The sequence below is a fragment of the Gemmata algarum genome (genome assembly GCF_034097035.1).
In the GTDB taxonomy this organism is placed as follows: domain Bacteria; phylum Planctomycetota; class Planctomycetia; order Gemmatales; family Gemmataceae; genus Gemmata; species Gemmata algarum.
In genome coordinates this window covers 16,757-40,368 of the sequence record NZ_JAXBLV010000189.1, presented here as the reverse complement: position 1 = coordinate 40,368, position 23,612 = coordinate 16,757, and the positions used below count along the sequence as shown (strand labels likewise).

Annotated in this window: 15 protein-coding genes and 1 pseudogene; 8 read left to right on the top strand and 8 right to left on the bottom strand. The window is 66.3% G+C overall.

Features of this window, described 5'->3' with window-relative positions:
• Positions 1-6 precede the first annotated feature (6 nt).
• Positions 7-2,166, bottom strand: coding sequence for a glycogen debranching protein GlgX (glgX, locus tag R5W23_RS18520; protein ID WP_320687565.1), 2,160 nt, complete (start codon positions 2,164-2,166; stop codon positions 7-9).
• 179 nt (positions 2,167-2,345) lie between these two features.
• Between glgX and R5W23_RS18515 the strand changes: the two genes are divergently transcribed.
• From R5W23_RS18515 to R5W23_RS18505, 3 genes are all read left to right on the top strand, one after another.
• Positions 2,346-3,041 (top strand): hypothetical protein, encoded by a 696-nt coding sequence (locus tag R5W23_RS18515; RefSeq protein WP_320687564.1) that lies wholly within the window; start codon positions 2,346-2,348, stop codon positions 3,039-3,041.
• 248 nt (positions 3,042-3,289) lie between these two features.
• The gene (locus R5W23_RS18510) at positions 3,290-4,678 is read left to right on the top strand and encodes an FAD-dependent oxidoreductase (protein ID WP_407936148.1); all 1,389 of its coding nucleotides are present in this window, start codon (positions 3,290-3,292) and stop codon (positions 4,676-4,678) included.
• A 53-nt stretch (positions 4,679-4,731) separates the two neighbouring features.
• Entirely contained in the window at positions 4,732-5,253 is a 522-nt protein-coding gene (locus tag R5W23_RS18505; RefSeq protein WP_320687563.1) for a hypothetical protein, read from the top strand.
• Between the two features lie 122 nt (positions 5,254-5,375).
• Here the strand turns inward: R5W23_RS18505 and R5W23_RS18500 are convergent, their stop codons facing one another.
• On the bottom strand, positions 5,376-6,251 hold the full coding sequence (locus R5W23_RS18500) for a hypothetical protein (RefSeq protein ID WP_320687562.1): 876 nt from the start codon (positions 6,249-6,251) through the stop codon (positions 5,376-5,378).
• A 249-nt stretch (positions 6,252-6,500) separates the two neighbouring features.
• Positions 6,501-8,222, bottom strand: a complete 1,722-nt coding sequence (locus tag R5W23_RS18495; protein WP_320687561.1) for a sigma-70 family RNA polymerase sigma factor — start codon at positions 8,220-8,222, stop codon at positions 6,501-6,503.
• 224 nt (positions 8,223-8,446) lie between these two features.
• On the opposite strand from R5W23_RS18495, the gene R5W23_RS18490 reads away from it, so the two are divergent.
• The 3 genes from R5W23_RS18490 to R5W23_RS18480 are packed head-to-tail and all read left to right on the top strand — an operon-like array spanning position 8,447 to position 13,946.
• Positions 8,447-11,521 carry a PSD1 and planctomycete cytochrome C domain-containing protein gene (locus tag R5W23_RS18490; RefSeq protein WP_320687560.1) on the top strand — a complete coding sequence of 1,025 codons (3,075 nt, stop codon included), beginning with the start codon at positions 8,447-8,449 and terminating at the stop codon, positions 11,519-11,521.
• A gap of 3 nt (positions 11,522-11,524) precedes the next feature.
• On the top strand, positions 11,525-12,475 hold the full coding sequence (locus tag R5W23_RS18485; protein WP_320687559.1) for an RpnC/YadD family protein: 951 nt from the start codon (positions 11,525-11,527) through the stop codon (positions 12,473-12,475).
• Positions 12,476-12,497: 22 nt separating this feature from the next.
• On the top strand, positions 12,498-13,946 hold the full coding sequence (locus R5W23_RS18480; protein WP_320687558.1) for a DUF1501 domain-containing protein: 1,449 nt from the start codon (positions 12,498-12,500) through the stop codon (positions 13,944-13,946).
• A 124-nt stretch (positions 13,947-14,070) separates the two neighbouring features.
• Here R5W23_RS18480 and R5W23_RS18475 read toward each other — a convergent pair whose 3' ends face one another.
• The 5 genes from R5W23_RS18475 to R5W23_RS18455 form a co-directional block, all read right to left on the bottom strand.
• Entirely contained in the window at positions 14,071-17,175 is a 3,105-nt protein-coding gene (locus R5W23_RS18475; RefSeq protein ID WP_320687557.1) for an efflux RND transporter permease subunit, read from the bottom strand.
• Positions 17,172-18,470 carry an efflux RND transporter periplasmic adaptor subunit gene (locus R5W23_RS18470; RefSeq protein WP_320687556.1) on the bottom strand — a complete coding sequence of 433 codons (1,299 nt, stop codon included), beginning with the start codon at positions 18,468-18,470 and terminating at the stop codon, positions 17,172-17,174. The genes R5W23_RS18475 and R5W23_RS18470 overlap by 4 nt, the downstream gene beginning before the upstream one ends.
• Complete coding sequence (locus R5W23_RS18465) at positions 18,467-19,981, bottom strand: TolC family protein (protein WP_320687555.1); 1,515 nt, start codon at positions 19,979-19,981, stop codon at positions 18,467-18,469. The genes R5W23_RS18470 and R5W23_RS18465 overlap by 4 nt, the downstream gene beginning before the upstream one ends.
• A gap of 412 nt (positions 19,982-20,393) precedes the next feature.
• Complete coding sequence (locus tag R5W23_RS18460) at positions 20,394-21,215, bottom strand: acyl-CoA desaturase (RefSeq protein ID WP_261184317.1); 822 nt, start codon at positions 21,213-21,215, stop codon at positions 20,394-20,396.
• 1,042 nt (positions 21,216-22,257) lie between these two features.
• A complete protein-coding gene (locus R5W23_RS18455; RefSeq protein ID WP_320687554.1) occupies positions 22,258-22,818 on the bottom strand; it encodes a hypothetical protein in 561 nt (186 codons plus the stop codon).
• A 365-nt stretch (positions 22,819-23,183) separates the two neighbouring features.
• Here R5W23_RS18455 and R5W23_RS18450 point away from each other — a divergent pair.
• A pseudogene (locus R5W23_RS18450) lies at positions 23,184-23,334 on the top strand (type II secretion system protein); the annotation flags it as partial.
• The gene (locus tag R5W23_RS18445) at positions 23,313-23,594 is read left to right on the top strand and encodes an H-X9-DG-CTERM domain-containing protein (RefSeq protein ID WP_320687675.1); all 282 of its coding nucleotides are present in this window, start codon (positions 23,313-23,315) and stop codon (positions 23,592-23,594) included. The pseudogene R5W23_RS18450 and the gene R5W23_RS18445, both read left to right, overlap by 22 nt.
• The last annotated feature ends 18 nt before the right edge of the window (positions 23,595-23,612 follow it).

The window sequence follows — 23,612 nt, the reverse complement described above, 5'->3', positions numbered from 1 at the left end:
GGCTCCTTACACCACGCGCCGGGCGGCCCGCAGCAGCGCGGCCACCTCCGCGGTCGGGGGCGCCTGGGGCCGCGTGCGGAGCACCGCCAGCGTGTGGTCCTTTAACTCGTACCGTTCCCCGCCCGCGAGCGTTACAGCCGGGGCACAGTCGTCGGCCGTGTCGAACAGCAGTTCCCACACGTGCTCGGGGTTCGTTGCCGGTAGCACGAACCGGACCGTTTTCGAGCTCGCGTTCATGATCACCAGCAGCGTATCGCCGCGGATGGGTTCGCCCCGCTCGTCGACCTCGCGGATGCAGTCGCCCGCCAGGCGCATCCCCACGCACTTGTGCGGCTCCTCCCACTCCGCGTCGGTCAGCTCGTGCCCGCTGGGGCGGAACCACGACACGTCCGCGACGCCCGCGCCGCGGATCGCACGGCCCTGGAAGAACGTCCGCCGCTTGAGAACGGGCTGGTCCCGCCAGATTTGCGCGACCGCCCGCGCGAACCGGAGGAATTCCCGGTCGGCCGCCTCCCAGTCGAGCCAGGTCAGCTCGTTGTCCTGGCAGTACGTGTTGTTGTTGCCCTGCTGCGTGTGGCCCAGCTCGTCGCCCGCCAGCACCATCGGCACGCCCTGGCTGAGCATCAGCGTGGCGAACATGTTGCGGCGCTGCCGGGCGCGGCGGGCGAGCACCTTGGTATCGTCGGTCGGCCCCTCGTGACCGCAGTTCCAGTTGTGGTTGTCGTTGCCGCCGTCCCGGTTGTCTTCCCCGTTCGCCCAGTTGTGCTTATGCTCGTAACTCACCAAGTCGCGCAGCGTGAACCCGTCGTGGCAGGTCACGAAGTTGATGCTCGCGTACGGGCGGCGGCCGGTGCGCTCGTACAGGTCGCCCGAGCCGGTGAGCCGGTGCGCCAGCGTCTTGGTGGGCACGTCCCGGCCCGCCCAGAAGGAGCGGGCCGCGTCCCGGTACTCGCCGTTCCACTCGGTCCACCCGACCGGGAAGTTGCCGACCATGTACCCGCCCGGGCCGATGTCCCACGGCTCGGCGATCAGCTTCACCCGCGACAGCACCGGGTCCTGGTGGATGATGTCGAAGAACGACCCGAGCTTGTCCACCTCGGCCAGCTCCCGCGCCAGGGTGGGGGCGAGGTCGAACCGGAACCCGTCGACCCGCATCTCCTCGACCCAGTACCGCAGGCTGTCCATGATGAGCTGGAGCACGCGCGGGTGCTGCATGTTGGGGCTGTTCCCGCACCCGGTGAAGTCCATGTAGTAGCGCGGGCTTTCCGGCGAGAGGAAGTAGTAGCTGGCGTTGTCCAGCCCGCGGAACGAGAGCGTCGGCCCCATCTGGTTGCCCTCGGCGGTGTGGTTGTACACCACGTCGAGGATCACCTCGATGCCGGCCGCGTGGAGCGACCGCACCATGCTCTTGAACTCGCGCACCGCGGCGCCCGGGTCGCCCGGGTCGGTGCTGAACCGCGGGTCCGGGGCGAAGAACCCCAGCGTGTTGTACCCCCAGTAGTTCGTGAGCCCCTTTTCCATCAGGTGCCGGTCGTCCACGCGGTAGTGGACCGGCAGCAGCTCGACCGCGGTGACGTTGAGCTGCCGCAGGTGGTCGAGCGCGGCCTCGGACGCGATGCCCGCGTAGGTGCCGCGCATGCGGTCCGGCACGCCGGGCATGCGCTGCGTGAAGCCCTTGACGTGAAGCTCGTAAATCAGCGTCTCGTGCCACGGGTGGTTGGGCCGGCGGTCGCTGTCCCAGGTGAACGCGCCGTCCACCACCGCGGCCAGCGGCGCGAACGCGGAGCTGTCACGGGCGTCGAGGGTCGTGTCGTCGCGGCCGATGGTGTAGCCGAACAGCGCGTCGTGCCACGTCAGCCCGCGGCCCACGGCCTTCGCGTACGGATCGAAGAGGAGCTTGTGAGGGTTGAACCGCAGCCCCTTTTCGGGCTCGAACGGCCCCGCCGCCCGGAACCCGTAAAGCTGCCCCGGGAGCGCGTCCGGGAGGTAGCAGTGCCACACTTGGTCGGTCCGCTCGCGGAGCGGGACGCGGGTCTCGACCAGTCCGGGGCCGTCGAACAGACACAAATCGATTTCAGTGGCTTGCTCGCTAAACACGGCGAAGTTCACACCCGCCCCGTCCCACGTCGCCCCCAGCGGATACGGGCGCCCCGGCCACACACGCATGAGTGTCTCCTGGTTGTCTCCGGCGCCTTTCCCGCGCCCCCGGCGCCCACCGATAGCGAATCTCGTACCGGGGGGCAAGATTCCGCACGGCGGTTCGGCGGCACGTCTCGTGCAAATGATGAGAGCGGCGCGAACATCGCGCGACTCAACGTTCCACCCTACACCCGGTGAGCAAACACATGGCAATCGAACAACTGAAAATGGAAGACGTGGCGGGCGTTCGTAGCCGCCTCTCGTGGCCCGCGATTCTGGCCGGGGCCATTTGCGCGGTCGCCACCAATCTGGTGCTCACCCTGTTCTTCGGGGCCATCGGGCTGACCATCGCGGAGGCCGGAGTGCGGGCCAACGCGATCGGCGTCGGGGCACTCGTCGCGGCCCTCCTGAGCATCATCGTCGCCCTGTTCGTGGGCGGCTGGGTGAGCACCCAACTCACCGCTGGTGAGAACGAACGCGAGGCGGTGCTGTACGGCATCCTCACCTGGGCGCTGGTGGTCGGTTTCTCGCTCGCGCTAGTGGGAATGGGCGCCCGCGCGGGGTACTTCGCGCTCGTGGGCGGGTCGATGGTCGCGTCGCAGAGCCCCGCGGCGCAGAACTGGGAACAATCGGCCCGCGATGCCGGCGTCTCGCAAGAGCGGATCGACGCGTGGAAGGCCAATTTGGACCCGAACAAGGCTCGGGAAGCGGCGGCCGATCCCGCCACCCGTGAGCGTGCCGAGCACGCCGCTATCGGAGCATCGTGGGCGGCACTGGTGGGGGTGATGCTGTCGATGGCGTCGGCCATCGGCGGCGCGATGGCGGGGCGCGGGGTGGCGTTCCGACTGCTGCCGACCGGCCGGGCCGTCTCGATCGAGCGGCGGGAAGTGGCCGTGTCGTGATTGGGAAGCGGGCGCGTCAGGTCCTCGGTTGTCCTGACGCTTTCGCCCGTTGGGGCGCACGGCACAACGGTTGCGAGTTGGCTGCGCCGCTATCGCCGCTCACCCTCTTTACACGCGCTATGACGAACGCTACCAGTTCCATTTGGTCCCTCGGCGACCCCTATCGCACTGCCGCACCGCTGGCCGGGAGTACCCGCTACGATGTGTGCGTCATTGGGGGCGGGATTGCCGGCCTTACAACCGCCTATTTGCTCGCGTCAGAAGGCAAGTCTGTAGCCGTTCTTGAGGGCAAACCCGTCGTCGCTGGTGGTGAAACCGAGTACACCACGGCACACCTCGCGTGGGTGATCGACGACCGGTTCACTCGGCTCGCGTCGGTCCGGGGGGACGAGGCAGCGCAACTCGCCGCGAAGAGCCATAAAGGCGCCATCAGCCTGATCGAACAGATCGCCCAGCGGGAGGGCATCGCGTGCGATTTCCGGCGCCTGGACGGCTACCTGTTTCCCGGCTCCGACGGCCCTCAAAAGGTACGCGAGGAGATGCTCACTCTGACCCGCCTCGGGCTGGAGTTCGAGCGCGTGGACCGCGTGCCGCTCCCCTCCCACAACACCGGGCCGGGGCTTCGGTGCCCCGATAACGGCCAGTTCCACCCGCTGAAGTACCTGAGCGGCTTGGCCCGCGCGATCCGACGCCACGGCGGTACGATTCACACCGACGCCTCGGTGGTTAAGGTCGAGAGCGGCAAGACCTGTGTGGCCCACACGAGGGGCGGGCAGCAGGTGACGGCCGACGCAATCGTGGTGGCGACGAACACGCCGTTCGATTCGGGCCTGTCGCTGCACTTCAAACTTGCGGCGTACACCACATACGCGGTCGCTCTGGAGGCCCCCGCCGGGACCGTCCCCGCGGCCCTCTTTTGGGACACGGAAGACCCGTACCACTACGTCCGCGGGGCTCGGGGCGCGGACGGAACCGAACTCCTGGTCGTGGGCGGTGAGGACCACAAGACCGGGCAGGCCCAAGACCAGCAACAGCGATGGGAGCGGCTCGAAGCCTGGACCCGCGCGCGGTTCCCGCACGCCGGTGCGGTGAAGCACCATTGGTCCGGGCAGGTGTTCGAAACGCCCGACGGGTTGGGGCTGATCGGCCGCGCCCCGGGACTCCGGGACAACCTTTACGTCATCACCGGCGATTCGGGGATGGGGATGACACATGGGACATTGGGCGCGCGGTTGGTGGCCGACCTCATCCTGGGGCGAACGAACGAGTTCGCCAGCCTGTACTCGCCGTCGCGGTGGATGCCGGCGGCGCTGAAGACGCTGCTCGAAGAGAACGTGAACCTCGCGGCCCAGTACGCGGACTGGCTCACCGGGGGCGAGGTCGCGTCGGCCGCAAGTGTTCCGCCTGGGCACGGCGCCGTCGTGCGGAAGGGGCTGAGCAAGCACGCGGTCTACAAGGACGAGAAGGGACAAGTGCATGAACTGTCGGCGGTGTGCCCGCACCTCGGCGGCGTCGTGCAATGGAACCCGGGCGAGAAGACGTGGGACTGCCCGTGCCACGGGTCGCGGTTCACCTGCACCGGCGCGGTGCAGCACGGGCCGGCGGTCGAAGGGCTGAAAGTGATCGAGAAGAAATAGCCCCGGCCGGGCGGAAGCGGGCCGGGATTTGGACCCTCAACAAGGAGCACGAGATGAGCAAGAAATCCGACGGCAAGGACCCTGAGAAGTCACTCGACCTACCGCCGTACGGCGCGCGGAACGCCGATCTGCTGACCGACCAGCCCGGATCGCACCCGATCGAGGCCGGGGTCGGTGCCGCGCTCGGCGGGGCCGCCAGCGGCGCGGCGGTCGGGATGGTGCTCGGTCCCCCCGGGGTGATCGCGGGTGCCGTCGTAGGTGCGGTCGCCGGCGGGCTGGCCGGTAAGGGCGTCGGCGAGTTGATCGATCCGACCACCCAGGACAACTGGATTCGCGAGTGGCTGGACCGGCGGGAGCACGAGAAGCAGGCGAGCGACGAGCACGCCGCGCTGGCGTACCGCTTCGGGTTGCAGTCGGAGTTCGAGCACCCGAACCGTACCTTCGACGACGTAGAGCCTGAATTACGAACCAAGTGGCACGATCGCTACGGCGCGGACGGCCCTGACTGGGACAACGTGCGGGGCTCGGCCCGCGCTGGGTACGAACGCATGCACACCTTCCGCACGCGGGCGTGAGCAAACGGCAACATCATAAGCGCGTCGGCCGCTCTCGCGCTCAATGCTGCGGCACAGATTGACTTCCTGTACCGCGGTATTGAGCGCCATGGCGGCCGTGCGGACACGGGTGCTGCATCTGGTTACGGCAGTACGATCTTGGGCGGCCCCGCCACGTAAACCGTGAATAGTTGCAGCGTCTCAAAAGGCACGCGGTTGGAATCGAAGCTGATTTCGGTCAGTTGCGTACCTCCAACGGTGACGGTTTCAGGTGAAACACGTTCCCAGTTCCCGGTCTTGATTACAATCGCCTCTCCGCCCGAGATCAGCGATGAGGGTGTGAGTGTGAAACCACCTATTGCAGGCGCTTGCACCTCACCTACTGTAACTGAGCCGGCTATGCCAGTATAGGTCGATTTGACATCCAAAGAGACAAGACCGTGTGGCACAAGCTTTGGAGCGAACTGGAATTTGAAACCCACTTCCACAGGCTGCGTCCTGGCCGTGTAGACCTTAACACCGTCTTCGGTCGCCGCCTGTACGCGAGTCACCACGTCCAACTTCTGGAGCGTTTTTGCGGCTCCCGTCTTCCCGTCCGCCACAACAAGTTGATGGCGAGATGCGACAATGCAGTTCCGCTCCGTGGCAAGGAGCCCTTTGAGCATCCGCACCTCACGCTGGCTCAGTTGCCACTGATCCATACCCGTCCCCGGTTTCAGGGGCGCGGTGCGTATCAGCCCGACTCGGTCGCAGAACCCGTCGGGTACGCGCACGCACACGGACTGGATCACCACCGACGGCACGGCCTTCGGGTCACGCTTCAGCGCCTCGACCGCGCGCTTGGCTAGCTCTTCGTCCTTCGCCCAATCGAGTCCGGTCACCTCGTCCGCGTTGGCAGTCGGCTTGGCCTCCGTCTCCTTCGCCAACTCTTTGACCGGGGCCGCCGGAGGCGTGAGCGCCACCCCCAGCGGCCCGTTGTTCGCCGCCACCGCCCCCAAGCCCACTGCTACCAGTGCCATTGCCGTCCACGTCAACTTCCGTGCGTGCATGCTCGTCGCAACTCCTTTCGCGAGGACGACCGGCAAAGAACCGCCGGTCACGAAATCGAACACAACACCCGAAGCGCCGAAGGTCAGTGCCGTTGCCAGACGATCTTGTGAGCCACCGATTGCGGCAAAGGTGCGCGACTTCCGAACGCCTCTTCACGATGAACTACAGCACGGACACAGCGGTGCCGATCAACCGCACAAGGTCACCGTCGCCAAACGTTACGGATTCGTGGGTGGCCCGAGCCCCGCTGGGTCGGATGGCATTTTCGGCGGTGAAGCGGGCAGGGCATTCGGATGAGGTCGCGTGATTTTGTCTTGCGGTCCAACTACATCGGCCGTCAGCAGCAGTAACACTTCATATGCCGAGCCGTTATGCTCTGGCAATTCGGTCAATGGGATGCCGCCGATGTTGACAGTGGTCTTTGAAAGGCTACCTTTGTGGCGAGTCCTCACAACAACCGCTCCCCCGTCAATCATCTCCACCAGGAGGTTTCTCCCGTGCAAATTTTCCCGCATCCATGAGGTCTCGTGGAAATTAGCAGGATCTAACAAAATCTCAAGATAGCCTTGGAAATGTTCCACCCTTGGTCCGGCAACCACAGTATTGGTTAACTTGACATCCAGAGATGCGGAGCCGCTGGGTAAAAACTTTGGAGCGAACTGGAGTTTGAGCCCCACTTCCACGGGCCGTGTCTTGGTGGTGTAAACCTTGGCCCCACCTTCGGTCGTCGTTTGCACGCTGGTGACCACGTCCAACTTCCGGAGAGATTCCGCGGAAGCCGTCTTACCGTCTGCCACGACGAGCTGATGGCGGTGAACGACGGAACCGTTCCGTTCCGTGGCGAGCAGGCTCTTGAGCATTCGCGCTTCACGCTGGTTTAACTGCCAGCAATCGCCTCCAGGACCCACCAGTGAGTTTTCGGTCAGCCCGGCCCGTTTGCAGAACCCGTCGGGTACGCGCACGCACACGGACTGGATCACCACCGATGGCGCCGCCTTCGGGTCACGCTTCAGCGCCTCCACCGTCCGCTTGGCCAACTCTTCGTCCTTTGCCCAGTCGAGGCCGGTCACCTCGTCCGCGCTGGTCGTCGGCTTGGCCTCCGACTCCTTCGCCAACTCTTTGACCGGGGGTGCCGGAGGCGTGAGCGTCGTCCCCGGCGGTCCGCTGTGTGCTGCCCCCATGCCCAGCCCCATTGCGCCGAGCGCTACCATCGCCATCGTCCACACCAGTTTCCGTCCGCTCATAGTCGCCGCAACTCCTTTCGCGAGCGCGACCGGTGGCGACGAGGGTGACGCACCACCGGCCAAGAAATCGCACACCAGACAGACCGCCCGGGTGTTCAGATCCGGAGGCACTGCCGTGACCGCCCCGCCACCACCGGACACCAGCGCCGCTGCCACCGCGGGCACCACGCCCCGACGTTCCAGCCGCGCCCGCAGCACCCCCTTGGCCCGGTCCAGGCGCCGGCGCAGGGTACGCGGGTCGCGCCCCAACTCGGCCGCGGCCTGCTCCTGCGTGTACCCCTGAAGCAGGCACAACACCACCGGCCCGCGCAACTCTTCCGGCAACCGCGTCAACTCCTCGTCGAGCGCCCGGATCTGATCTTCCAGGTCGGCCGCTCGGTTTTCCCAAGCGATGGGCCGTTCCTCTCCGGCCGCTTGTTCGTGCCGCAACCGGCGTGCGGCCATGCGCCGCATCTGTCGCGCGACCCGCCCGGCGACGCCGGCCAACCACCCGCCCAGGGCGCCGGCCGCCCGCGCCGCTCGCAGACGAGTCGCGAGCACCAAGAAGGTGGACTGGAACGCGTCGTCGGCGTCGGCCGGGCCGACCAACCGCCGGCAGATCCGGTACACCACCGGGCCGTGCCGCCGGACCAGTTCGGCGAACGCCGCTTCGTCGCGCGATCGGCCGAAGCGGTCGAGCAGTTCGGCGTCGGTCACCGGTGTGCCGGCCCGGCGGAGGAGCGTGAGGAGTGTGGCCATCCGTGACCCTTCATCGGGGGTGCGGTCGTTCCTGGTGAGATGTAATGTCCGGCCGCCGCGCCGGGCGGACAAGTTTTTTCCGCGTGGCCTCCTGAACTGTCTGGTCGGGAGCTTGGTTGTGGCTTCCATCGCCGGGCGCGAACTGGTACCCTCGTCCGTACCCGCCTGACGAGGTTCTTGTTATGCGCTTCTCCTACCTCGCGCCCATTCTGCTCGTCGCGACACACGCCCCCGCGTTTGGACAGTCGCAGAAAGAGGCGGTCGATTCTGATCACGCCGCGAAAATGGTGAAGGGCACCGAGCTGTTCAAGGCGAGCGTTCGCAATGTGCTCCAGGCCAAATGTGTGAAGTGCCACAGCGGTGAACGAGTCGAGGGCGAACTCGATATCAACACCCGCGAGTCCCTCCTGAAGGGCGGCGCACGCGGCCCAGGGGTCGTCAGCGGCGATCACAAGAAGAGCCTGCTGTACCAACTCTCGGCTCACCTCAAAGAGCCGCACATGCCGGAGAACGGGCGCAAGCTCCCGGACGCCGATCTCCAAAAGATTGCCGAGTGGATCGACCTTGGCGCGCCATACGACAAGCCGTTCGTCGCGGTGGACGAGACCGCGTGGACGAGGAAAACCGTTGCAGCCGCGGATAAGAAGCATTGGGCGTATCAGCCACTCGCTCGGGATATCCGCAACCCGAAACCCGATACCCGGAACCCGATCGACGGCTTCCTGCTCGACACGTTGGAGAAGGCCGGGCTCACGCCTAACCCGGCAGCGGACCGGCGCACGCTCATTCGTCGCGCGTACCTGGGACTGGTCGGGTTGCCCCCGACGCCCGAACAGGTCGATGCTTTCCTGAAAGACAACTCGCCGCGGGCTTACGAGAAGGTCGTCGATTCGCTTCTCGTGTCCCCCCACTTCGGTGAAAAGCAGGCGCGCCACTGGCTGGACCTCGTGCGGTTCGCCGAGAGCCACGGGTTCGAGCACGACTACGACCGCCCCACCGCCTATCACTACCGCGACTTCGTCATCAAGGCGCTCAACTCCGACCTGCCGTTCGACACCTTTACGAAGTGGCAACTCGCGGGCGACGAGGTCGCGCCGAACGATCCGCTCGCGCTGATGGCCACGGGCTACCTCGCGGCGGGCGTCCACAGCACGCAGATCACCAAGAACGAGGCCGAGAAGCACCGGTACGACGAACTCGACGACATCCTCGGCAACATCGGGACGACGTTCCTGGGGCTCACCACCGGGTGCGCGCGGTGCCACGACCACAAGTACGATGCGATCCCGGCGCGCGACTACTACCGGATGCTGTCGGCGTTTACCACGGTCGTCCGAACCGAGGTAGAACTCGACCTCGAACCCGAGAAGTACGCGAGCCAGAAGAAGGCGTTCGACGCCGCACACAAGCGGTTCACGGACGCTCTGGAGCAGTTCGAACGGGAACAACTGCCGACCCGCTTCGCGACGTGGGAAAAAGAGCAGAGCGGGAAGATGCTTTCCGCGGCGAGCTGGCTGCTGCCACGCATCGGGGCCAGTAAGTCGGCGGGTGGTGCCGCCATCACCGCTCAGCCCGACGGGAGCGTGCTGCTGTCGGGAAAGAACCCGACCACCGAAACGCTTACCTTCGAGCTGTTCACCGACCTGCAAGGCATCAAAGCCCTGCGGTTGGAGGCGTTGACGCACTCCGGACTTGTGAAGAACGGACCGGGCCGGGCCACCAACGGCAATTTCGCGCTGTCCGACCTGCGGGTGCTTGCGGAACCCGTTGAGCAGAAGGAGCCACGACCGCCGGTCCGGGTGAAGTTGATCGACCCGCGGGCCACGTTCGAGCAAAAGGGGCTCCCGGTGGCCGCGGCGGTTGACGACAACGCAACGAGCGCGTGGGCGGTGGACCCGCAGTTCGGGAAGGACCATGCGGCGGCGTTCACGTTCGAGAAGCCGGTGGGCTTCACGGGCGGTACCAAGCTTACCGTGACGCTGTCGTTCAACAACAACACCGGGCACGGGATCGGCCGACCGCGGTTCGCGGTCAGCGCGAGTGAGAAACCGGACCTGACCGCTCCCGCAACGAGCGAACTCGTTCAAGCCGCTTTGGCTCGCCCCGCGGGTGCGCGCACCCCGGAGCAAACGGCCGCACTCTTGAAGTGGTATGCCCCGCAAGATGCCGAGTACCGGAAGCTTCAGAAGGCCGAGCGGGATCACCTTGCGACCGCTCCGAGGCCGAACAAGGTGAAGGCGCTGGTTGCGAGCGAGAGACTCCCGGCGGTCAAGCTGCACACGCAAGCCGAAGCCGAGTTCCTGAAGGAAACGCACTTCCTCCGCCGCGGCGACCCAACACAGAAGAACGGCGTTGCGCAGGTGTCGTTCCTGCAAACCCTGATGCCCGACGCCGAAGCGCAAACCAAGTGGGTGAAGCCGGCCCCGGCGGGAGCACGCCTCAGCTACCAACGGACGGCGTTCGCCAACTGGCTCACCGACACGGAGAGCGGCGCCGGGAACCTGCTCGCACGGGTCGTCGTGAATCGGCTGTGGGCGCAGCACTTCGGGCGCGGGCTGGTGGCAACGGTGAGCGACTTCGGGGTGCGCGGTGACGCGCCTTCTCATCCCGAACTGCTCGATTACTTGGCGTCCGAGTTGGTCCGCGGCGGTTGGAAGCTGAAGCCGATTCACAAGCTGATCGTGACCAGCGCCGCGTACCAGCAGAGTTCGGTTCGCGATGAGGCGAAGGTGAAGCTCGACCCCGAGAACAAGCTGGTGTGGCGGCAGCCGGTGCGGCGGCTCCAGGCGGAGGTGATCCGCGACAGCATTCTGGCGGCGGGCGGGCGGCTCAACACCACCATGTACGGCCCGGGCACACTGAGCGAGGAGAGCACTCGGCGCAGCGTTTACTTCACGATGAAGCGGAGCAAGCTGATCCCGGCGCTGGTCGTGTTCGACGCCCCGGACGGCACCGTCGGCGTCGGCGACCGCCCGAACACGACCGTCGCGCCGCAGTCGCTCCACCTGATGAACAACCCGCACGTCCGCGCCGCGGCCTACGGGCTCGCGGTGCGTGCCGCCAACGGCGGCAAGGCAAGTGACCCGGATAGCATCGCCAATGCCTATCAGATCGCGCTGTGCCGCGCCCCCACCAAAGACGAACTGACGGACGGTATCGCGTTCTTGAAGGGCGCGACCGGTGCCGACCGCGAAGCGAAACTCGCCGACCTGTGCCAGGTGTTGTTCTGCCTGAACGAGTTCCTCTACGTGGAGTGACGGTTGAGCGACCCGGCAGCCGAATTCGACGGCCCTTGGAAAGAGGCCCTGGAACAGTACTTCCAGCCGTTCGCCGAACTGCTGTTCCCGGAGGTGGCCCGTGAGATCGACTGGGCGCGACCGATCGAGTTCCTTGACAAGGAACTTCAGCAACTCGCTCCCGACGCCGCAACCGGGCGCGGGACCGTGGACAAGCTCGCCCGGGTGTTCACTGCGCAGGGGCGTGAGGAGTGGGTGCTCGTTCATGTTGAAGTGCAGAGCCAGCAGGACGCGGACCTGTCGCAGCGCATGTATCGCTACAACCACCGGTTAGAGGACAAGTACGGTAAAATGCCGGTGAGCGTTGCCGTACTCGGCGATGCCAGTCGCTCGTGGCGCCCGATTGAATTCACCGCCGGACGCTGGGGCTGCGAGGTGCGGTTCACGTTCCCGGTCGCGAAGGTCATGGACTGGCGGGGCCGCGAGGAAGAGCTGGAGCAATCCCCGAACCCGTTCGCCCCGTTTGCGTTGGCGCATCTGAAAACGATCGAAACGAACAACAGCCCGGCGGACCGGCTAGCATGGAAGCTGCGGGTCGTGAAAGGGCTGTACGACCGCGGAACCGGTCCCGCGGAGATCGTTCGCCTGTTCCGGCTCGTCGACTGGATGATGTCGCTGCCCGCACCACAGGTCGCTCAATTCGATGCCGACCTCGACCGGTTCGAGAAGGAGAAACAGATGCCGGTGATCACCCCCCGCGAACAACGGCTGTTGGACGCAGGCACCGCCAAAGGGCTGCGCAACGGGATCGAGGCCGTTCTCGACCTGCGATTCCACGCGGACGGCACCTCGCTGATGCCGCGCGTCCAACAGATTACCGACGCTGAGACCCTGGAGCAACTCCTCCAGGCGGCCAAGTCCGCCCCCGACCTCGACGCGCTCCGCGCCCTGCTCCCGCCCGAACCACAGGCCTGACCCCGTCACCCGAGAGCCCGCCATGCACACGCTCCCTCGCCTGTTCGCCTCGCCCGATGCTGCCTACCGCACCCGGCGCGAGTTCCTCACCCGAGCCGGGTGCGGGTTCGGGATGCTCGCTTTGGCCGACCTCCTCCGCGCCGAGGAGAAGCGGGCCGAAGACCCGCTCGCGCCCCGGAAGCCGCACTTCGAGGGGAAGACGAAGGCCGTCATCTGGCTGTTCATGAACGGCGGCCCGAGTCACGTTGACACGTGGGACTACAAGCCCGAACTCGAAAAGCGCGACGGGCAGGAGCTGAAGGGCTTCGACCCCAACACCGGGTTCTTCAACGGTCAAGTCGGGCCGCTGATGAAGTCGCCGTTCAAGTTCGCCAAACACGGGCAGTGCGGGAAAATGGTCAGCGACCTGTTCCCACATATGGCGAAGCACGTCGACAAGATGGCGTTCATCCACTCGCTGTGGAGCGACTCGAACAACCACTCGCCGGCGCTGTTCAAGATGAACACCGGGATGGCCCGGATGGGGCACCCGTGCGTCGGGTCGTGGGTCACCTACGGACTGGGGAGCGAGAGCCGCAGCCTTCCGGCGTTCTGCGTGATGTACGACACACTGGGGCGCGGCATCCCGAAGGGGCACGCGCTGAACTGGGGCGCGGGCTTCTTGCCCACCGTGTTCCAGGGCACCGCGTTCAAGCCGCAGGGCGAGCCGATCGACAACCTCAGCCGCCCCAAAGACGTGACCGAGGAGCGGCAACGGAACCAGCTCGACCTGCTCGCCCGGCTGAACCAGAAGGGCGCCGAGAAGCACCCCGGCGAGCCCGACTGGGCCGCCCGCGTCGAGTCCTATGAACTCGCGTACCGGATGCAGATGGCCGCGCCCGAGGTGCTCGACCTCTCGAAAGAGACCGCCGAAACGAAGCGGCTGTACGGCCTCGACAACCCGAAAGCAACGCACTTCGCCAAGCAGTGCCTCACGGCCCGGCGCCTGGTGGAGAAGGGCGTGCGGTTCGTGCAGATCTACTCCGGCGGGATGGAAAACGACCTGTCGTGGGACGGGCACAACAACATCGCGAAGAACCACGGCGGGTTCGCGCAGGAGACCGACCAGCCGATCGCCGCGCTGCTCGAAGACCTCCAGCGCCGGGGGCTGCTGGAGAGCACGCTCGTCATCTGGGGCGGCGAGTTCGGGCGCCTACCGATCGTGCAGAAGGGGAACGCGGGCCGCGACCACAACCCGCACGCGATCACCTTCTGGCTCGCCGGCGGCGGTGCGAAGGGGGGCGTCAGCTACGGGGCGACGGACGAGATCGGCTTCAAGGCCGCCGAGAACCGCGTGAGCATCAACGATTTCCACGCCACTGTGCTGCACATGCTGGGGCTCGACCACAAGAAGCTGACGTACCGGCACAACGGCCGCGACTTCCGGCTGACGGACGTGGCCGGAACGGTGGTGAAAGACATCCTGGCGTGAAGTCAGAAGGAGAACGGCCGCGAGAGTGAAGGCCGAAGAGTATTGGCCGCAAAAAGCACAAAGGACACAAAAGAAGACAGCAGACAAGTAAGTTATTTTGAATGACTCGTTGCTTTTCTTGTGCTTATTTGTTTGTGTTTGCGGTGGTCGGGTCTACGCGGGGGGCAAACAGGTAGTACAGAACCGGGACGACGAAAAGCGTCAGTACAGTCGAACTGCACAAGCCCCAGACGATGACCGTGGCCAGCGGCCGCTGCACGTCTGAACCTAACCCGGTCGCAAGGGACGCGGGCAACAGGCCCAGGATCGCGACCAGCGACGCCAAGAGTATCGGTCGCAAACAATCCTGCGCGCCCTGGACGAGGGCCGCCCGCAGTTCCACACCGTCTTGTCGCAGGGCGGTCACCGCGCGGACGAGCAGCACGCCGTTCATGATTGACACGCCGAACAGGGCCGCGAACCCGACGCCCGTCGAGACGTTCATGTTCATCCCGCGCACCCACAGGGCCAGAACCCCGCCCAGGAACGCGAACGGCACCGACAGCAGCAGCACGAGCGCCGCGCGGAACGATCCGAACGTGATCATCAAGAGAGCGAAGATCAGCCCGACCGTGATGGGGATCACCAACAGGAAGTGCGCCCGGGCGCGTTCCAGGTTCGCGTACATGCCGAGCCAGCCGACCTTATACCCCGGAGGAACCGATGACGCAACCGCCCCGTCGAACGCGGCCTGAGCGTCTTTCACGAACCCGCCCTGGTCGCGGCCCACGATGTCGCACCGGACGGTCATCCGGCGGCGGCCGTTCTCGCGGGCGATGAGCGTCTGGCCGTCGGCCACTTCGATGTGCGCCACCGACGAGAGCAGCACGGCTTGCCCGTCGGCCGTGTACACGGGCAACCGGCCCACCGCCTGCGGCGACGCGGCCGTCGCGCGGTCGACCTTCGTCACGATGTCGAACCGGCGCTCGCCTTCGTACAGGGCCGCCACCGGTTCCCCGCCCAGCGCGGTGTTAATCATCTTCGCCACGTCCTCCATGCGGACGTTGTAGCGCGCACAGAGGCGGCGGTCCGGGGTGATTACCAGTTGTGGTTGCGGGCCTTCCTGCTCGACGTTGACGTCCTGTGCGCCCGGGACCGCCTTCAGGACGTCGACAGTTCGCCGGCTCAGGTCGAGCAACACGTCCGAATCCGGGCCGGAGAACTCGACCGCCAGGTTCGCGCTGGTGCCGTTGGTGTCCTCGGTCACGCTGTCGATGATCGGCTGAGTGAAGTTGAAGCGAGTCGTCGGGAACTCGGACCGGAGGCGCTTGCCCAGGGCCGCGACCAGTTCCTGTTTCGACGCGTACTGCTTCCACTGCGCCCGGGGCTTCGGCCCGATCATGATCTCCATGCGGCTCGGCGGGAACGGGTCGGTGCCCGAGTCGTTGCGCCCGGACTGCACCGAGATGAACCTCACGTCCTCGAACTCCAGCGCGACCTCGCGCACCCGCCGGCCGTACTCGTGGGTCTGCTCGATCGACGTCCCCTCCGGGAAGTTGGCCCGGACCCACACGACGCCCTCGTCCATGTACGGGAGGAACTCGATACCGATCGTCGGCACCACCCGGGCGCACACCACCGCGAGGGCGCACACCACCGCCGCGAGGGCCAGCCACCGGCCCGCGAGCACCCCCCGCAGGACGACCCCGTAGGCCGGCCGGGCGAGCTTGAGAGCCGGGTTCTCCCACTCGGAGTAGCCGTTGCGGAACAGGATCAACGCCAGCACCGGCACCACGAACAGTGAGAACAAAAGCGCCCCCCCGAGGGCGTACACCATCGTCAGCGCCATCGGCCGGAACAGCAGCCCCTCGATGCTCGTGAGCGACAAGAGCGGGAGGTACGCGACCACGATCATCAGGACCGAGAAGAACACCGGCCGTTCCATTTCGCGCGCCGCTCCCAGGACCACCCGGAACACGTCCGGCCTCGGAGCCTTGTGGGTCTCCTCTCCCAACCGCCGGGCGATGTGCTCGGCCATGATGATCGACCCGTCGACGATGATCCCGAAGTCGATCGCGCCGATCGAGAGCAACCCGATGGGGATACCGGTCAGGTACATGACGCCGAGCGCGAACAGCAGCGAGAACGGGACCGTCGCCGCGACCAGGAGGGCCGTTGCGGGCCGCCCGAGGAACAGCAGCAGCACCAGCACGATGAGGGTGATTCCGAGGAACACGCTGTGCGAGACGGTGTCCAGGGTCGCGTCCACCAGGTGCTGCCGGTCGTAGAACGGGGCCACTTTCACGCCCGGCGGCAGCTCCGCCTCGTTCAACTCTTTAACGGCCTTCTGGACCTCGCCGAGCACCCTCGAAGGGTTCTCCCCTCGACGCATCAGACAAATACCCTCGACCCCTTCCCCCTCGCGGTCCTTCGCGTACATGCCCGAGGGCGGCGGGGCGTCGAGGCCCACCGTCGCCAGGTCCTTGACGTAGATCGGCACCCCGCCCACCGACTTCACGAACACGCTCTCGAGTTGCGCCACCGTTTGAAGCGCGCCGCTGCCGCGGATCACGAACGACATGCTCCCCCGCGCCAGCACGCTCCCGCCGGCCGCCGTATTGTTGGACCGCACGGCGTCGGTCACGTCGGTGATGGTCAGGCCGTAGCGGTCCAGTTGGGCCGGGCGGAACGTCACCGTGAACTGCTTCAACCGCCCGCCGAAGTTCGACACCTCCGCGACCCCCGGGGCCCGCAGCAACCGGGGGATCACGACCCAATCGTTCAGCTCCCGGAGCCGCATCAGGTCCTGCGTGCCGTCGCCCTTGAGTTCGTAGCGGTAGATTTCGCCGTAGGCGGTCGCGAGCGGTCCCAGGTCCGACTTGGCCGCGTCCGGCAGCGGCAGCGCGGTGAGCTTCTCCTGGACGCGCTGCCGCGCCCAGTACCCGTCGGTCCCTTCCTCGAACACCAGTTGCACGACCGACAAGCCGAAGATGGTGCGGGACCGGATCACCTCGACCTTGGGCACGTTCCGCATGCCGATCTCGATGGGCACGGTGACCTGGCGCTCGACCTCTTCGGGCGCGCGGCCGGGGTACGTGGTGATGATCTGCACCATCTGCGACGAGATGTCCGGGTAGGCGTCCACGGGCTGCTGGCGGAACGCGTAAACCCCGAACGCGGCCACCGCGGCGGCCAGAGCCAGAACCGCCCAGCGGGCGTTCATCGCGGCTTCAATCAGGTACAAGATCACGGGCCACCCCCGTTGACCGTGGCGACCGCTTTCGCGATGACCGGCTTGAGCAGGATCGACCCCTGCCCCAACACGCGGTCGCCCGCGTTCAGCCCCCTTAGAACTTCGACCCGGCTGCCCCGCAGCTCGCCCACTTCGACCTGCGTCACCCGCCAGGCGCCGGCGGCCGGCGCGGCGACGAGCATGTAATCGGCGCGGCCCACATGCACGACCCCTTCCCCCGGCGCCAGGAGCGCGTCGCGGGCGTCGGTCCCGAGCCCGATCTCCGCGAACATGCCCGGCCGCAGTTGGTCCCTGAAGTCGTCCACGGTGAACAGCACCCGCAGCGAACGGCGGTCCCGGGCGAGCACCGGCGCGATGCTCTTCACGCGCCCGATGAACACCTGCTCGGGGACGCCAAAGAACCGTGCCTCGCACCCGTCCCCGACATTCACGCGCCCGAGAAACCCCTCCGGCACGTCGGCCATCACGAGGTCCACATCGGAGGTGACGGAACCGAGCAGCGATGGGTCCAGGCCGGCTTGCTGGAGCTGCCGGGCGGTCGCGCGTTCGGCGCGATCGGCGATGCGGATCGCCGTCTCCGCTTCGTAGATTTCTTTCTGCTCCTGGATCTCGTACTGGCGGAGCGTGGCCGCTTCAATGGCGAGCTGCTTCTTGGTCTCCGTCCCGCCCGCTTCCAGCCGGCGCGTGGTGGCGACGATCTCGCGCTGCGCGGCCGTCCGGGCGACGGCCGCCTCCCGCACCCGGAGCAGTTGCGTCGAGGCGAACGCGATGTCGGCCTTCGCCTTTTGCCAGTCGGTGTAGGTCGTCAGCACTTCGGCGGAGTTGAACTGCCAGTAATCACTCGGCCGCTGGAGCCACCGGCGCAGGGACGCCCACCCGCCCTTGTTACCGTTATCCCCCTTGCCGGGCCGCAGGCTCGCGACGACCGTGCCCGTAACGGTCAGTCCGGGCGCGGTGACCCGAGTGGGGTGAATTTCGGCGGTCTGGAGTTTGGCGGCCAGTGGCGTGTCGGGTGCAACCCGGATGAGCCACGGCCCCGCGAGCGTCACCGGTTCGTCGCCGGTGCCGCGGTCGTCGGGCGGCTCTTCCGGCTTCGGTGCCGGCGCGTTCAGGAGGTACACCAGCACCCCGACCGTGGCCGCGAGCGCGACGACGAACTGCCCGCCCGACCAGACCGCGGCCGCCCACGCGCGTCGCGTGGGCGGTGGGGACGATGGCGGCGGGGGCGTTAGGGGCGCCGGCGCGGGAAGGGGCGGGGGATCAGCCGGTGGCGGCGGGGGCGATTGGTTCATCGTGTTGTCTGTTGGCCGATGGCGGAGCGGTAGCGGTAAACGGCGCGCCAATACGCGGCCCGACTCGTGACGTAGGCTCGATAGGTGTCTCGGAAGTTCCGCTCGGCGTCGAGCAGGTCCACGAGCGGCCGGCCTCCGGCTTGGTACGCGGTCGTGATGGCGTCTAGCACTTCGCGGGCCAATTTGAGCTGATCGGCCGCAATGTCCTCGGCCGTAGCCCGGGCCGCGCGGTACTCGCGTGCGGCCGTTTCAACCTCGGCACGCACCGCGACCACCGAGGCCTGGTACTGGAACGCGTTTTGGGACACAACCGAGATGGCCTTGGCGCGGTTCCCCTGGTTCCGGTCGAACACGGGGAGTGTGATCGTCGCGGCGGCCGTCCACGAGTCCGCGTCCGGGAACCCGATGGCCTTCCGCTGGTACTGGCGCGTGTAACCGACCATCGGGGACACTTCCGGGTACGCTTTACGCTCCTCGGCGGTAACGCTCGCACGAGCCTGGACCGCCTTCCACCGGAGGGCGTTCAGGTCCGGACGGTTCTTGAGGGCCACTTCGAACCCGTCCTCCGGCGGGGGCAACAGCGCATTGAGCGGGGCGTCGAGCGAGCCGGCCACATCGAACGCGGGGTCCGCGTCGGTCCGGCCGAGCAGCGCCCGGAGCTTGGCTTTCGCGCTCACCACGCTCGTCTCGGCGTCGCGCACGAGCCGGCGTGATTGCGCGAGATCGAGGCGCAGGCGGTTGAGCTCCACCCGCGTCTTCCCGCCGGCTTCAACCGCCCTGTCCAGCGCGGCCTCGACCTTCTCCAAGTTGGCCACGTCCTGGCGGGCCAGTGCGAGCAGGGCGTGGGCTTCGAGAAGGTCGTAGTACCCGGTGGCGGCTTCTGCGACCCGCTGCCGAACGGTGTCCTCGAAGTCGGCCTCCGACACCTTCACTCCGTGAGCCGCAACGGCCATGTTCGCGGCCCGCTTCCCGAACAAGTACCAGTCGATCGGGTAGGTGATTTGCGCATCCTGCTGGGGCGGCCCACCTTGCCTGTCGACCGTAAATGGGCGCGTGAGGGGGAGCAACTGACCGTCGGTGAAGAGCGACGGGTTGGGTCGCAACGAGGCGGTCAGGGCGTCCGCATTGGCTTGGTTGATCGACTCGAACCCGGCCCGCAGTTTCGCGTCATTGAGGAGCATCGCGTTTATGATTTGATCCAGATTCGCTCGGACAGGCTCCTCATCCGGGCTCGAAGGAAGTTGCTTCGGCGGCGGCAACGGCTTCGCGGGCGTCGCACGGAAACCGGCCTGCTCGATCTCTACCGTGTCCCGACTGCGGGAAGGCGGTTGGCCGGACCGAGCGAGCGTTGAACTCGGCTCGCGTGACGGGGCTTGCGCGCCACCCAAAGTTCGACGGGCGGACACGACCGGCGCAGGACCGCTATTGGTCTCGTCGTGATTCCGCGAGGGAATTGCACACCCCGAGAGAGTGGTCGCAATTGCCCAGCCAATCACTGTGGTTGGCAACATGCGCACTCGCCCGCCCATTTGCACTCCCGATGAATCTGCGCAACTGGGCCGTTCCGCTCAAACGGCCCGCGCATCATCGGCACAGCCGCCACATCAGGATGAATTTTTTGCGGATCGACTCTCCGCGTGCAAAAGAGGTTGATCGCCGCGCGCTCGCGGTGATCGAACGGTGACCAGTGCTGTCGCCGAAACCATACGGCACTCCCACGGCTCCAGACGAGGCGACCACGTAATCGTGTTGCACCCGGTGGGGCTCGACCACAAGAAGCTGACGAAGCGTTGGCCGCTGAAACGAAGCCACGAGGCCGAAGCAGAGTAGCCACAAAAGGGCACAACGGAAGACGGAAGAGCAGTTCGGGACTGCTCTTCCGTCTTCCGTTGTGCCCTCTGTGCTCTTTTGCGGCTACTCCGCTTACTTCTTGGCTGTGATCAGGTTGGCCGCGAGTGCCTTTTCCGTCGGCTCGCGGATGTCCCACACCAATCCGACGGCGCCCAGCGCGCGGATGATGTAGTAGCTCACATCGACCTCCCACCACTTGAACCCCTGGCGGGCACAGCTCTGGTAGTGGTGGTGGTTGTTGTGCCAGCCCTCGCCCATCGTCAGGATCGCGGCCCACCAGCAGTTCTTGCTCTGGTCCGTCGTTTCGTACCGGCGGGTGCCGAACAGGTGGCACGCCGAGTTCACCAGGAACGTGGCGTGGTACAGGCACACCGTGCCCACCAGGAAACTCCACACCACCCCGCTCCACCCGGCCAGCAGGTAGCACAGCGCCGCGAGCGACAGCCCCGGCACCCAGGTGAAGGAGGAGTCCAGGACGCGCAACTCGGGGAACCGGGCGAAGTCCTTCATCTCCGGGGCGTTGGTGTACCGGCCCGAGATCACCCAGCCGATGTGAGCCCACCACACCGTCCGGACGATCGGCGAGTGCGGGTCGTCCTCTTGGTCGGAGTGCTTGTGGTGGTGGCGGTGGTGCCCGGCCCACCACAGCGGCCCCTTCTGCATCGCGGCGCAGCCGATCCACGCGAGCACGAACTGGAACCAGCGGCTCGTTTTGTACGCGCGGTGGGCGAAGTACCGGTGGTACACCCCGGTGATGCCGAACATCCGCAGGACGTAGAACAGCAGCCCCAACCCCGCCGCCTCCCAGGTGAACGGCACGAAGAACGGCGCCACCACCGCCGCGACGTGCAGCAGGATGAACGGAACGGTCCGCACGCGCGCGTACCAGCCCATTGCCGGCTCGGGCAGCTTGAGCGCGGGTAACTGCGGCAGTTCGGGAACGGGGATGACGGGCAGTACGCCCGATTTCGGTGCGGTGGCAGGAATAGCGGCGGCTCCGATGCACGTGCGCGTGAGGTACGGGCGTCCCGGATAAAATTAGGACCCTCAGGTCGCTAATGCTCGCACGAAATCCGAAATCCCGCAAGCCGTGTCCTTCGCGTTCGCCGCTTCGGGCTGTCCGTCGCGTGTCACGTAACTCCACCGTTTCCGCTCCGCACGCCAAAGGGAATCGCCAACTACTTCCGGCTGATGGCAAGCGGCCCCTGGCCCGCGCTCAATGTGCGCCAAACACTGCTGATACCAGCTCTTCGAGTGCCCTTTCGTGATTGGCACTTCCGGAAGTCCGAGTTCCGCGGCGTTGTGGTCGAGCAGGGGGCGCGTCATCAGGTGGTCGTCCGAGAGGCGAGGTCACTCGCTGACGATGGAGGATGACATAAATGCCATTCGGGAAAGGTCTTGAGCCGAAATTTATGACAAAAGCCGAGTGGGATTTAAATGTCACCGTCGGGATTTCGGGGCGGGTCTTCAGTGGTAGCGGCCACCCAGCGAATGGCCAGTTCGTGGCCAGCAGATTGGTAGCGGGTGTCCCGTCGGTGCCCCATCGGCGGTACCTGCTCGGCGCTGTAACGCTCGTTACAGTACCGCACCGGGAGAGGGCCGCACGAGCGCCGCGCTAACCCCGCTCGGCCCGGCGCTGTAACCCCCGTTACAGTACCGCCCAGGGCGAGGTGGAGTTGGTCCCGCCCGAACGCGGTTCGGGCACCGCTTGCCGGGTAGACGACGCCGCCAAAGCGAGTGCCACACAGTTGCCGTTCTCTGTGCAGTTCGCCCCTACTCGCTGACAGCCCTGTACCGTGTGCCATCTGGCAGCGTAACCCGACACCGGCTGATGGCAGGCGCCAGGGGCGGTGCCGCCGCTGCCAGACTTCGGGGTCAAGCCCGCGCAGGATATTGCCGGGTCTGGTGCCGCGCCGGGTTAATCGGTTCTTACGAGTTACCAGAACCGCCACCACGCCTTCCTGCCCTTGCTCACCCACAGCGACGCATCGAGCACCTGGGCGACGGACGGGTCAGCAGGGCCGTGGATCAATCCGAACCGTGCCGCCGTCAGCCGCATGGCGAACGCCGCTGCGTGGTCCGCTCGACCGCCGAAGGGCCGGAGTTGCTCCGCGAGCCACGCCTCCGCCCTGGTCGCATCCCGGTTGAATCCGTCGGGAGCACCGACATCCCCGAGCGGCACCGCCCCGTCCTCTGTCGGCCGCGCGGGGGAGGCCAACCCCAACTCCCACATGCACAGATCGATGTGCCCGAGAAACGCCGGGCTGTCGGCCGGGACCAGCGATCGTCCGTAGTGGCAGACGAACAGGCAGAACACCGGCGCGTGCATGTCTCCAAAGATGGTTGCAGCGGTCTTCCAGCCCTCGAGCCGCACATCAGGCCGGGGCGAATCCATCGCCTTGGCGTAGGCTCCGCTGAACCAATCGCGCCAGCCCTCGTGCGGTTGGTAGTGCCGCAGCAGGATATCGAGCGACAAGTCCGGGTTAACCCCTGCCATCACAGAAGCCCTCCGGTTGCCGAATCAGTAGTGCTAAATTGGTTTTAATATCAATCTTTAATTCTGTAGCCGGCATCAGTCAACGAATTTCAATTCTGGCAGAGCGTCCCAGCGGAGGATCTCGTAGGGGCAAGAGTTGTGGCGAAATCTCACGTGCATCGTTCCGCGTTGAATCGCACGTGATTTCGTGCCCCGAAGCTCTCACTCCGTCGGCACGTTCCGCGGGCCAACTCCCCAAAATGAAATTCGTTGTCAAGCCGTGACCGGATATGCCAAGGAATTAACTTGGCGCACTTGGTAAAACTAAGTAATAGTATGTTCGCGTTCCACTCATTCGCGCCGGCGGTTTCAGAAAGAGAACTCCGATGGAGCGTCCGAATCGTACCCGCGCCGCGTTTACGCTGATCGAGTTGCTGGTGGTGATCGCGATCATTGCGGTTCTCATCGGGCTCCTGCTGCCGGCGGTGCAGAAGGGGCGCGAGGCCCCCGCCCGGATGAGTAGCCAGAACAATCTAAACGCCTCGGCCACGTCCTGGCGCGGCCACCGGGGCGGGTCGTGGATCTGGGCCAACGCATCGGTCAACGGGTTCACCGCCGGTCTCGCCCCGAACAGCCCGGAGCCCGACTCGACCGCGCGCAGCAACTTCAGTGGCGGCGTCAACGTGTGCCTCGGCGACGGCAGCGTGCGGTTCGTGCGCGACGCGATCGCGCTCACCACTTGGCGGGCGCTCGCGACGCGCGCCGGCGGCGAAGTGGCCGGCGGCAACGACTTCTAACTCACCTCGGTCGGAGAA

Bases quoted from the DNA above. Each gene is read 5' to 3' on its own strand.
- R5W23_RS18455 (WP_320687554.1), bottom strand. From the start codon at position 22,818: ATGGCAGGGGTTAACCCGGACTTGTCGCTCGATATCCTGCTGCGGCAC.
- R5W23_RS18445 (WP_320687675.1), top strand. From the start codon at position 23,313: ATGAGTAGCCAGAACAATCTAAACGCCTCGGCCACGTCCTGGCGCGGC.
- R5W23_RS18480 (WP_320687558.1), top strand. From the start codon at position 12,498: ATGCACACGCTCCCTCGCCTGTTCGCCTCGCCCGATGCTGCCTACCGC.
- R5W23_RS18465 (WP_320687555.1), bottom strand. From the start codon at position 19,981: ATGTTGCCAACCACAGTGATTGGCTGGGCAATTGCGACCACTCTCTCG.
- glgX (WP_320687565.1), bottom strand. From the start codon at position 2,166: ATGCGTGTGTGGCCGGGGCGCCCGTATCCGCTGGGGGCGACGTGGGAC.
- R5W23_RS18490 (WP_320687560.1), top strand. From the start codon at position 8,447: ATGCGCTTCTCCTACCTCGCGCCCATTCTGCTCGTCGCGACACACGCC.
- R5W23_RS18515 (WP_320687564.1), top strand. From the start codon at position 2,346: ATGGCAATCGAACAACTGAAAATGGAAGACGTGGCGGGCGTTCGTAGC.
- R5W23_RS18505 (WP_320687563.1), top strand. From the start codon at position 4,732: ATGAGCAAGAAATCCGACGGCAAGGACCCTGAGAAGTCACTCGACCTA.
- R5W23_RS18470 (WP_320687556.1), bottom strand. From the start codon at position 18,470: ATGAACCAATCGCCCCCGCCGCCACCGGCTGATCCCCCGCCCCTTCCC.
- R5W23_RS18500 (WP_320687562.1), bottom strand. From the start codon at position 6,251: ATGGCACTGGTAGCAGTGGGCTTGGGGGCGGTGGCGGCGAACAACGGG.
- R5W23_RS18460 (WP_261184317.1), bottom strand. From the start codon at position 21,215: ATGGGCTGGTACGCGCGCGTGCGGACCGTTCCGTTCATCCTGCTGCAC.